Annotated in this window: 7 protein-coding genes; 3 read left to right on the forward strand and 4 right to left on the reverse strand. The window is 43.4% G+C overall.

Annotated elements, in window-relative coordinates; genetic code table 11:
* The first annotated feature begins 48 nt into the window (after nt 1-48).
* The 3 genes from AC5JPY_RS00975 (at nt 49) to AC5JPY_RS00985 (ending at nt 6,521) form a co-directional block, all read left to right on the forward strand.
* A complete protein-coding gene (locus AC5JPY_RS00975) occupies nt 49-4,740 on the forward strand; it encodes a cadherin-like domain-containing protein (RefSeq protein WP_493852712.1) in 4,692 nt (1,563 codons plus the stop codon).
* A gap of 238 nt (nt 4,741-4,978) precedes the next feature.
* Nucleotides 4,979-5,626 carry a glutathione S-transferase gene (locus AC5JPY_RS00980; protein WP_493851790.1) on the forward strand — a complete coding sequence of 216 codons (648 nt, stop codon included), beginning with the start codon at nt 4,979-4,981 and terminating at the stop codon, nt 5,624-5,626.
* A gap of 79 nt (nt 5,627-5,705) precedes the next feature.
* Nucleotides 5,706-6,521: a hypothetical protein gene (locus tag AC5JPY_RS00985; RefSeq protein WP_319051859.1), complete on the forward strand. Its 816-nt coding sequence runs from the start codon at nt 5,706-5,708 to the stop codon at nt 6,519-6,521.
* A 30-nt stretch (nt 6,522-6,551) separates the two neighbouring features.
* Here the strand turns inward: AC5JPY_RS00985 and AC5JPY_RS00990 are convergent, their stop codons facing one another.
* From AC5JPY_RS00990 to AC5JPY_RS01005, 4 genes are all read right to left on the reverse strand, one after another.
* A complete protein-coding gene (locus AC5JPY_RS00990) occupies nt 6,552-7,529 on the reverse strand; it encodes a glycosyltransferase family 2 protein (RefSeq protein WP_493851791.1) in 978 nt (325 codons plus the stop codon).
* A gap of 46 nt (nt 7,530-7,575) precedes the next feature.
* Entirely contained in the window at nt 7,576-8,868 is a 1,293-nt protein-coding gene (locus AC5JPY_RS00995; RefSeq protein ID WP_493851792.1) for a hypothetical protein, read from the reverse strand.
* Nucleotides 8,868-10,166: a glycosyltransferase gene (locus AC5JPY_RS01000; protein WP_493851793.1), complete on the reverse strand. Its 1,299-nt coding sequence runs from the start codon at nt 10,164-10,166 to the stop codon at nt 8,868-8,870. Before AC5JPY_RS01000 ends, AC5JPY_RS00995 begins: the two co-directional genes overlap by 1 nt.
* A 130-nt stretch (nt 10,167-10,296) precedes the next feature.
* On the reverse strand, nt 10,297-11,805 hold the full coding sequence (locus tag AC5JPY_RS01005) for a glycosyltransferase family 2 protein (protein ID WP_493851794.1): 1,509 nt from the start codon (nt 11,803-11,805) through the stop codon (nt 10,297-10,299).
* Between the last annotated feature and the right edge of the window lie 394 nt (nt 11,806-12,199).

Here is a 12,199-nt window from a genome sequence, read left to right on the forward strand (position 1 = left end):
TCAGCCACCGTAGACGTTAATGGCAGTGGCGACCAAGTTGCTTTAGAGCTGGGTGTTGCAACAACCATCACTGATGACAATGGTGATGCAATTGGTGACTTGACCCTAAGCGCAGATGGCAGTTACACCTTTGATCCAGCGCCTAACTTCAACGGCACCGTGCCCCAAGTGAGCTATACAGTGACCGACCCTGAGGGCAACACTGACAGCACCACCTTAGACATCACTGTAACGCCAGTAGAAGATATACCGGTCGCGAGCCCTGAAGTTGAAAGCACGCCTGAGGACACTGACTTAACCGGCAATGTCCTTACTAACGATACTGATGGTGACGGTAACAACACCCTAACTGTAGATTCAGCCACCGTAGACGTTAATGGCAGTGGCGACCAAGTTGCTTTAGAGCTGGGTGTTGCAACAACCATCACTGATGACAATGGTGATGCAATTGGTGACTTGACCCTAAGCGCAGATGGCAGTTACACCTTTGATCCAGCGCCTAACTTCAACGGCACCGTGCCCCAAGTGAGCTATACAGTGACCGACCCTGAGGGCAACACTGACAGCACCACCTTAGACATCACTGTAACGCCAGTAGAAGATATACCAGTCGCGAGCCCTGAAGTTGAAAGCACGCCTGAGGACACTGACTTAACCGGCAATGTCCTTACTAACGATACTGATGGTGACGGTAACAACACCCTAACTGTAGATTCAGCCACCGTAGACGTTAATGGCAGTGGCGACCAAGTTGCTTTAGAGCTGGGTGTTGCAACAACCATCACTGATGACAATGGTGATGCAATTGGTGACTTGACCCTAAGCGCAGATGGCAGTTACACCTTTGATCCAGCGCCTAACTTCAACGGCACCGTGCCCCAAGTGAGCTATACAGTGACCGACCCTGAGGGCAACACTGACAGCACCACCTTAGACATCACTGTAACGCCAGTAGAAGATATACCGGTCGCGAGCCCTGAAGTTGAAAGCACGCCTGAGGACACTGACTTAACCGGCAATGTCCTTACTAACGATACTGATGGTGACGGTAACAACACCCTAACTGTAGATTCAGCCACCGTAGACGTTAATGGCAGTGGCGACCAAGTTGCTTTAGAGCTGGGTGTTGCAACAACCATCACTGATGACAATGGTGATGCAATTGGTGACTTGACCCTAAGCGCAGATGGCAGTTACACCTTTGATCCAGCGCCTAACTTCAACGGCACCGTGCCCCAAGTGAGCTATACAGTGACCGACCCTGAGGGCAACACTGACAGCACCACCTTAGACATCACTGTAACGCCAGTAGAAGATATACCGGTCGCGAGCCCTGAAGTTGAAAGCACGCCTGAGGACACTGACTTAACCGGCAATGTCCTTACTAACGATACTGATGGTGACGGTAACAACACCCTAACTGTAGATTCAGCCACCGTAGACGTTAATGGCAGTGGCGACCAAGTTGCTTTAGAGCTGGGTGTTGCAACAACCATCACTGATGACAATGGTGATGCAATTGGTGACTTGACCCTAAGCGCAGATGGCAGTTACACCTTTGATCCAGCGCCTAACTTCAACGGCACCGTGCCCCAAGTGAGCTATACAGTGACCGACCCTGAGGGCAACACTGACAGCACCACCTTAGACATCACGGTTGAGCCGGTGAATGATGCCCCAGTAGCGGTAGATGATAAAAAGTTAGACCAAACATTTGGTTCTGATGTGACTCTTGATGTATTAAGTAACGACACCGACCCTGAAAATGACATTGACCCAGCAACCGTCATTATTACCCAGGCCCCAGTTGGAAGCATCATTGCCACTGATGGTAAATCGGTTGTTGTAGCGAATGAGGGTAAGTGGAGCGTTAATGAAACTACAGGTGTCATTACATTTGAGCCAGAAGAAAGATTTGTAGGTAACCCAACACCTATTAGTTATACCGTATCTGATAGTACGAACCTCACCTCTGATCCCGCTACCGTCACCATCGACTATGATCAACCTACTAGAACTGAAGTTGCGACTCCTGGTCGTGTTTCTGAAGAGGGGCTAGAAGGTGGCAATCCAGATAGCGATCCAAACTCAACATTAGATACCACTGACTCTGCATCTGATACGGTTGATAATTGGATTAGAGTAACCGACACCGATACAGACTTAGCAGATGCCGTGGTTGGATTTACATTGCCAACAACTGGCAACAATATTATGAGCCAAGGTAACCCTGTTATTTTTAGAATTGATTCAGCCACAGGAAATATCATTGGTGAATATGAATACATAGACAGTAATAACGTCACCCAAATACAGAATGTCCTGACCATAAGCCTAAATGGTAATAAAGAAGTCATTACTGACGGTTATCAATTTGGTTATGATGTTACATTGGCCGCTCCTGTAGATCATACGCAAGGTGATGATGTAGAAGGTATATTGTCTATCAACTTCGGTGTTGAGGTGTTCGAAAATGCGTCGGCTATTGAGTCATTAGTACAATCTGATGAGCTGTTAGCTATCATTGAAGATGACTCTCCAGCGTCTCAACCTGTGGTGTGGAATATTGATGTACAGCAAGAGACTATTACTATTAGTGGTTTACAAACGGGCTTTACTGACTCATTGTTTACTGAGCCAACAACTTCTGGTTATTTGATTGCTAATAATCCGTCATCTGCAAACCCTGGTAATACTGTCTCATCTAGAGATTATGGCGGTACAGTTGGTGAATTGTTTGCTGAACTAGATGCCACATATCAGGCGGCAGATGGTAATACTTACGTAGATACGCTCGACGAAGCTATTTATTGGGGTGTACCAGCTAATCAAAATGGAGAAGAGACACCTCCTGCTGGTTATACAACTCGTGAAGATCTTGACTATCAAGGTGCTGGTGAAGAGATTAAGTTCGAAACCGATCTTGATTTGGGTGACTTCTCACATATCAACTTTGGTGTATTTGGAAATGGTGGTGTTTTAATTGAGACAACGCTAAACATTGATTTCACAATGGATGTAAATGGTAACTCTGAGCCGGTAAATGTCGATTACTTATTAAAACACAATGAAACAATTAATAGCTTCACGACTGCTACCTTTGGGTTGGACACTGACACTTACTCAGATGTTTTTGTACAGAGCGATTTTATTGTGATACCAAATGCTTCGAAAATTATTGATATCGCTGGTCAACAGTATCAACTTGATATCACACTTGCCAATCAAGATACAGATTCCAGTATTGACTCCGATAAAAACAAAGATTTCCTGAAAATATATCAAGGCTATGATGGTGTTGATAATGACGGTGATGGTAGAGTCGATGAGTCAATATATTCTGCAGTCGGGAACTCAATAGGTGGGTTTATTGATCAAGCCGCGAATGGCACTTTCTACTATGACTTAAATGGTAATGGTATTTTGGGTGATAGAGGAGATGCAGAATATACACGTAATACACCAGATGGTTATAGATATACTATTCTTGGCAATAACGATATTGCTTATATTGATGCTGATAGAGACTTAGTTTCAGATGGTATTGATTTTGACGGTGATAACATAAATGATGCTGTCGATATTAATGGTGATGGCAGACTTGACTATATTGTGTATAGTACTACAGGTCAGCGTGCTGAGGACACTGATGGTGACGGAGTCATAGATAGAGTTGATACAAATAATGATGGCATCGTTGATACGGATCTCGTGTTAGATGGTTCTGACTATAACCCTGCATTGGATGACGCAGGTACTTTCGTGGTCAATAGTGAAGAAGGTCAAGAAAATACTTATGATGTTATTGGCAAGTTAACGCCGCTAAATCCGCTACCAAAGTTAAGTAATAATATTGTCGTTGAAGGAAAAGTTGCAGTTGGTGCTGATACAGTTAACTACCTTAACTCGACTGGAACTGGTATTGTTTGGTCTGGTGTATCGACAACAGATAGTGATGGCACAATTACCACCATTAATACTGACAGCGATGCAACTAATTATGAGTTCCAAACTGATTATGGTGTGTTTATTGGTTATGCCGATGGGAGCTATACATTTAATGCAGCAGACAATATCGCTGATATCGTGAATCCCAATGCAGACGACATTGATGTATTCTCGTTCGAATATCAGGACTCTGATGGTGACACAGCCAGCTCAACGGTAACGCTAAACTACAATGAGTACGCAGCGCCTCAAAGCCCAGACTCAATTAACAGTATTCCATCGCGCACTACTGCCGATAATGATTACTTAGTAGGAACTAACCAAGCTGAAGTGATAGAAGGTGGCGATGGAGACGATACTCTAATTGGTTTGAGCGGTATAGACTCGTTGTTCGGTGGTAGTGGTAGCGATACTGTAGTATTTGACAGGAACGATCTTGTCGTTGATGGAGGCGAAGGCGAAAGCTCAGCCAATATTCAAGATAATGATACGTTGTTAATTAATGATCTCAATGTTGTTGCTGGTAATGATATGACTCAAGTCGTTAATTTTGAGACTATCGATATGACCAATGACACCTCTCAAACCCTGAGCTTGGGACTGAGTGATGTGGTTAGTATCACTGATAATAACAATGAGCTATTCATCAAAGGCGATAGTACAGACACGGTTAATATATCGGGCATGACTAAATCAGCTACATCTGATCAAGTGGGTTATGACTTATATCAAGATGGTGCTAACTCTGCCAAGCTATATGTACAAACTTCTATAGATGACAATGTGATTTAAGAATCATTAGCCACTAGTAAATAACAAAGAAAGCGCTCCCAAATGGGGGCGTTTTTTGATATGTGCCTACAGAGATATTATAATTTGATAAGATTACTCAAAATCTATCTTACTTATAGTCAAGAACAGTTATAACTAGAGGTAAAGACAGTACTACCTTTGCTGTAAAATAGAGTCTATAAACTCATACAATAAAAAGTCAGCGAAATATAACCCGTTGTTTATTATGGAAATAACTATGAATGCTTCACTGCCACGCCTATACACCTTTCGCCGTTGCCCCTATGCTATGCGCGCTCGTCTTGGTCTAATATTCGCCGAGCTGTCCGTAGAGCTACGAGAAATCACGCTAAAGAACAAACCAGAGAAAATGCTAGCGATTAGTCCAAAAGGCACGGTCCCTGTGTTACAGCTTTTAGATGGATCCGTCATTGAAGAGAGTGCAGAGATCATGACGTGGGCGCTTGAGCAAAACGATCCTCAGGGGCTGCTCGACGAAAAGGTTTCATCTGAGGCTAATGCACTGATAGCACAAAACGATAATGAGTTTAAACAGTGGCTTGATCGGTACAAATATGCCGATCGTCACCCTGAGATGACTCAGTCCGAGTACCGAGAGAAGGGAGAAGTGTTTTTACAAGTCTTAGAGAGCTTGTTGACTGATAATATCTATTTATTAGGAGATAGTCCAACCATTGCAGACATCGGTATCATGCCTTTTGTGCGTCAGTTTGCCCATGTGGATCGTGAGGTTTTCTATAATTTGCCCTATCCAAACTTACAGCGGTGGCTACAACATTGGCTTGAGCATCCATTATTTGTCCAAGCTATGACTAAGTTTCAACCATGGCAGGAAGGTGATGAGGTGGTTGTTTTTCCTACTTAGTATGGGTGCCAAATCGATCCATGAAAAATTACAGTGAGAGTAGAGTAGTATATAAAACGCTATATCAAATAAGGCTACTATGTCTAATATAAATACCCCAATGCACCAACGCAGCGTATCGATATCGGATAAAAATAAATATATATCCAGCACCACAGATAAGGTGAAAGAGGCTTTTTTAACGCTACCAGTCGTCATACAAACAGCACTAGAACAATCCAAGCGAGTTGTCGTAATTGCAAACAATCCTGCAATCACGACAGCGCAGCTTGAGAGATTGTTACAACCTGATGATGTCCTAGTGCTATTTAACCATTTTATCCACGCTGATTTCTTTGCCAACCATCAGGCAATAAGTTTATTACCTAAGCTCTTATTTTTTCGGCAAATTGGCGATAGCAAACTGCATTTTGGCTTACCGCCTAGAAGCAATAACCTCTCCATGATGGAGCAAATGGCAAAAACAGCCCCGTTAGGTATATTGACGAGCAATCAATCTTATCCGTTTCCATCGCTGACTGACGACCCAAACCCTGACGATGACCCTATTGTCACTCATCGCGTTTTGAATGTTCCTTTGCCAATGCAAGAGTTGTTGATGAGCCCTACTTATTGTAGCGTGCTATCAGAACGTCATGCAGTTGTTGCTGACTATCCATATTTTGTAGATATTCATTCGTCAGCACCTTCGTCAGGTTTTTTGTTATATCGATTGATGCTAGCAGCTCGAGAGTATGTGCATCATACCCAAAAAACAGAGCTACCGTTAGAGCTACTCTTAATCGGCTTTAACAACAATGATAAAACGGCTCATTTTTGGCACGGTCACAACTGGGCGTTTGAACGTCAGGAGATGAGCGCATTACCGCCTAGGGTATCTATCCATCGATACTAAGATCGTTATCACCGAGCGTGTCGGTTACAGTTAAACATAAGGCGCATTTGGACAGTGGGCATGCTTTACTTCATCGTCGCTAGGCTGCCGTCTCACAGCTATGGGTGAAGACTGTTCTTCTGCCCAATCAATCAGCCCCATGTCAGCAAATTGTGACAGCCATCCTGCCATGGGCCAACACTGCCATTTTTGATAAAAACGATCGGCATTGATAATGATACTATCTAAGTGATTGAGGGGCGGTCGATACACACTATGCTGCTGATGATAGATCACATCGGCAGTAAGGTAAAAATCAATATTCAACTGACGCGCGCTAAAGGCAAAATCTGTGTCCTCTGCTCCGTAGCCTGTATATTGAGTATCAAAGCCACCAATATCGTCGAAAGTCTGTTTTTTAATAGCAAAACATAAGCTCCAAAACGCCCCGTAATCATCAGTTCTCTTGATCGCTGTTATCCCAGTTTCGGTAGGAATTGAGTCTGCCTCATCGAAGTTATACCGATAAGGGTTATAAACAGACAACTCATTTAGAAAAGAAAGAGACAAGTGATTGCTTTGTAATTGTACACTCTCTACATCTGACAAAGGTCGGGTAAGATAGCGTGGTTGTCCCATCAGTAGCGCATCGGGATGTTGCATGAGCTTGTGATACATGTGCTCAATAAATGTAGGGACGACGATACAATCGACATCTAAGAATATCAGGGTGTCATGAATAGCATGCTGCGCCCCAAGATTGCGATTGTGACCGATATCAAACGCTGCAGTCTGTGTATCGCAGTTATCATTCGTAGATGATTGAATAGTAGTCGGTAACTTTATGATATTCAATGAAAACTCAGCAAGTCGGTCACAATCGGCATCATCATTGACGATGATGACTTCAGCTGGTTTTATGCTACTGTTCTCTAGACTGCTGAGCAAGTTATAAAGGTGGCGGTTACGACCATAGCAAGTCGTGATGACAGTTATTGGTGCTATGCTGGCATTATTAATAGTGGTCATTGTGTATGCTCGTCTCGCTATTATATTACTTATTGTGTTTGATGCATTAGTACTCAGTGGTTGATTCAGGCTTTAACCGAATATTAGTAAGTAGCCAATTCTCAAACCAGAGTTTTGTACTAGGATAAGCATATAGACTGTTCATAAAAACTTGAGCAGCCATCAATGTACGAGTCTCATCTATGTCATCATTACTCACTGGTTCCCTATATTGTTTTTCTGATGTTTGGCTCAATGCTTGGCTAATAGGATCAGAATATTCAGATTTACCGTGTTGAGCTATCATCAAGGCTTTAAACTGCTCCCAGTTCAATGCCTTGTCTTGTGCGAGTAATGCCTGTGCCATGACCACTTGTTCTTGATGTGGTCGGTCATCAGGTATAACGACAAGAGGGGTTGCATAATGATACGCCTGCGCCACGGCATTCAAGCCGCATGCCATAATCAAATAATCGCTATGATTAATAAATGGTGTGACGTCATCTACTTGCGCTGAGATATCGACATAACCTCGTTTATCATCATCAATAGGACCAAGAGAGACAATCAGTGCTTGAGGCAGCAGTCCACGAAGTTCGGGCAACTTTTCATCGATTGATTGATGTCCACCATAGCCTTTTATAACCGTGACGATAGGCTGAATAGTCGCTATAGGTATGGCCGATATCGTAGGCTCGGACTCATATATTGATGCAGGTTTGGTAGATTGAACCGTTGTAGAGAGATGCTTATTCGTGTCTAGCTGCGTCAGTATGTCTATAAAGTCTTCACGAGTGTGTGACTGGGTGTTGTGTGTATAGATAAAATCAAGATATAGCGTCTTATCGCAGACCCACTCAGCAGTATGGGTGGATTCCAGGCTCTGAGGATAAGGTGCCAGCAAGGCAAGCGCGCCCGCGAATGTCTCTAGATGGGCAGTATCATCGCGGATACCTGGCAGTCTAACGTACAGATAAGGGACACTGGCCACACGGCATAGCATAGCGATTTCGGCACTGACATCAATAATCATGAGATCAATATCATAGTGATGAATAGCATCGAGTATTTGATGGCTGCGTCTTTGAATATCAGTATTACCTACAGGAGAGTAGTGCAGACCTGCAGGTTTCCAGTATTCTCCAGCCCGTCCTGTTAGCACGTCATCACGACGCTCATCTTCTGGGTACAGCCGCATGATCTGCTGCTCATTGATCGAAGTGAAGCGATAAGTATCCGCTTCTAAGCTTGTGAATACTATCAGTTGTTCTCTGACATCATCAGGTAGTAGCGCTGCGAGTTTGTCGGCTTGTCGGCAGTGCCCTGAGCCATGATGATGAGCATAATAACCAATACGCATTATGCTCCTCCTGCAATACTGACCAGCTCATGGTCTGTTGCAACGGATGAATGAGTGTCATCATTAGAAACCTCAAAAGAGTCATGCACCATATCAGACTGTATTTGATGGCTACTGGTTTGATCACTACTATCAGCGCTCGGATAATCTTTTATGGAATTATCTTTTTTTAGCGCTGCTTTATAAAGTGTCAAGTAACCTTCGACCATAGCCGCCACGGAACAAAATTGCAATGCGCGTTTGCGACAAGCCTTACGTGATATTTGCTTAATCATAGAAAAGCCACTAATAAAAGCAGCTTTATCGCCTTTAGGTACAATGATGCCGGTATCTGGGGTAATGATTTCGATACTGGCGCCAACATCAAAACCAATGACTGGCGTACCACATGCTAAACTCTCAGCCAAGATCAATCCATAAGGCTCGTCCCAAGTACTGGTGAACAGCATGGCGGTTGCTTGACACAAATAGTGATTAATCTCGTCTTTAGTGGCGTGACCGACGTAGCTAAATAGTTTGTTATTGCCACGTTCACTGTCTTTAGATAATAAGGGAGCGACATATTGATCGAAGTACGCTTCGTTGCTTTTAGGTCCTGCAATGACGAGATTTTTTCCTGCTTCTAGGCAGTACTGCATGGCTAAGTGAGTGCCTTTTTCGGGGCAGATACGTCCATACCAGAAATAGGTTTCTTTATCACTATTTTTACTCGATTCAGTATTGGCAACAAAAGACTCGACGTCGATACCGTTATAAACGGTGTGTGAGGGGACAAACTCAGAAAATAGTCGCTGTTGGTGGTTGCTCACGGCTGTAAATTGAGTGGTTGTACCAGCACGAAGGGTCAACAGTGCCAACCGCAGTTGCGGGAAGATAGGCGTATGAAAAGTGGTGAAAAACCTTTTGCCAAGCGCTTGACCTGTCATCATTGGGATGTGATGCAAACTATGGTTGTGTACGATATCGATCTCACCGCGCTCGTCACGTTCGATGATATCTCGTAGGGCTATCTGATAAGCAAGATACTGATACATCTCCTCGCGATCCATAGCTACTGCTTCGTGCTCATTGTCATAGACCATGTCATCAAATTCATGACGAGTCAATAATGGTACCAGCGTTGCGTTGGTCTCGCTATCTTCGTGCGCATAAAGTAGTACGTCATGCCCTTGTGCCACCAGTTCATCACAAATGAGTTGGGTGATCATCTCTAGACCCCCCGCATAGGGCTGGGCAATAGGATACAGTGAGTGCGCAATGATAGCGATGCGTAATGGCGAGGTTGAAGACCGAGTCATGTTATTAAGACCTTTATAATGATAAACGTTTTGGCTATCGGTAAGACGATACACAGTAGCCCTAATATACAAACAATAAAAAACAGGCTGATATAGTAAAAAACAAGCTAATAATGCTTAAAATCCACCTCTATGAGTCGATGGTTTTTTTGTCTTTGAATAACGCTGACATATAAGAAGTGGTTACGACTTTGTTCCTATTATGCGCTGTTCTCAAGGTGTACTTGAGCGTTTCATTCATACTAGGCGTGCCTGATGCGATATCAGTAAAATTGTTTATGGCTACACTGGCTGCTGCAAGCTTCAAAATACAAACCAGCATGGCACATATGAATAAGACAGGGGAGTAAAGCGGTGAGAACGGGGCAACAGCCACTGCGGTAATGATATTTACGATCAGCAGTAATTTTGGTAAGGCTGTGATGTTCTTTAGAAGTAATGAATAACGGCTACGGACGTCCTTGTGCTTTGGTGTACAGACAAACGGTTTGTTCTGACCCCACAACACAGGTAGCCATGACAATGCACCAATCTCCCAAAAATTTAAGTGCATCAGCCAGGCTCGTACGCCTTTTACAAAGCGTGGTTGATGACTGCGGTCTAGTTGTTTATTCAAAGGCGTCTGATCACGGCAGTATGCCCATAGACGCCTGATAATAAAAAACGCGTACCCTGCATAGACTAGGTATAAGGGGGCAATCATAGCTGTATCAGAATTACCCATCGAAAGTAGATTGGCGATTAAAAACAAAGAGCAAACATGCAAAAGGATAAAAGATCCTGTGAAATTTACCCAAGCGCTCAGCTGAGACAGATGAGCCCGTATGTATCCTAGATGGTCACCAATGCTTTTGTACTTAGAAAGAGGTGTTGATTGAGAAGAGTGTGGCGTTGATAGATAATCAGTAAGCACTTGCATATTGCCATATATCCAGCGTCGTCGCTGACAGATGAGATCATGTAGTGTATTGGGCAGTAGACCTGTGGCAATCACCTCTGGTATGAACTGACTGCGAAACCCTTGTTGATGCATGAGGACGCCCATCTGAGCATCCTCAGTAATAGACGCCCCTGACCAGCCACCTATGGTCAGAAGATCCGAACGCCGAATCACTGCGTACGTACCCGTTGATAAAGCACGTGTACGATTAAAAGGGCGATATAAGTGATGATTAAAGTAATGATTTAACTCGCTATGGGCATCTACTTGTCCCTCATTACGATAGAACTGCGGAAACTGGAGTAGCGTATGGTCAGGGTGCTGTGCGATAGCTTGCGCGATAGCATGTCTAGCATGTGGTAATGCCTGATAATCACTATCGACAACGACAATATGAGTACATCTTGGATCCATCAACCCCAGTGCTAAGTTCAAAGCCCCTGCCTTAAATCCTGCGACATGATCGACATGATAAAAATGAACATTTAGCGCATCATCCAAGCCGTTACAAAATGCTGCTAAGGGCTCATATAGCGCCGACTCTGTATTGTTGTTATCGATAATAAGTATTTCATCGTGAACGTTTTTAACTGCTAATAAAGACTTGATAGTGGCAATAACTAGCTCTGGAGGCTCAGCCCGCGTCATCAATTGAAAACTGAGCATTGCTGTTGTCAAAGCTTCTGGTTTGGCAGTCATATCTAGTCCTTAGGCATATGAAGCAGGTGAAAGTTATGTATAGAAATAGGGCTTTTATAGACATAATGTGCTTGTAGCAAAGGTAGGGGTGTGTATCTCCAACGACTCAATCAATATCAATGAATACTAATACAAAATTAGGTAACTATTTAGCCGATAATTGTTTATGGTGAATTAACGGTGTAAGTCTGTGTAATATGACTGGACGACAGTCGATGTTTGGTCAAATAGAAAAACAGGAAGTTGGTCTATAGAAAATTGATCTATAAAAAGTTGGTCTATAGGGAATCAAGCTATGTAGAGGAAGGTGTATTGAAGTTCTAGGTTATAGCGTTGAGTTTGTGAGAGATGCAAGAGTAAAAGGGTTGTCAGGCAGGCAGTATCAGTTAGTGAT

The sequence above is a fragment of the Psychrobacter sp. H27 genome, from assembly GCF_059072655.1.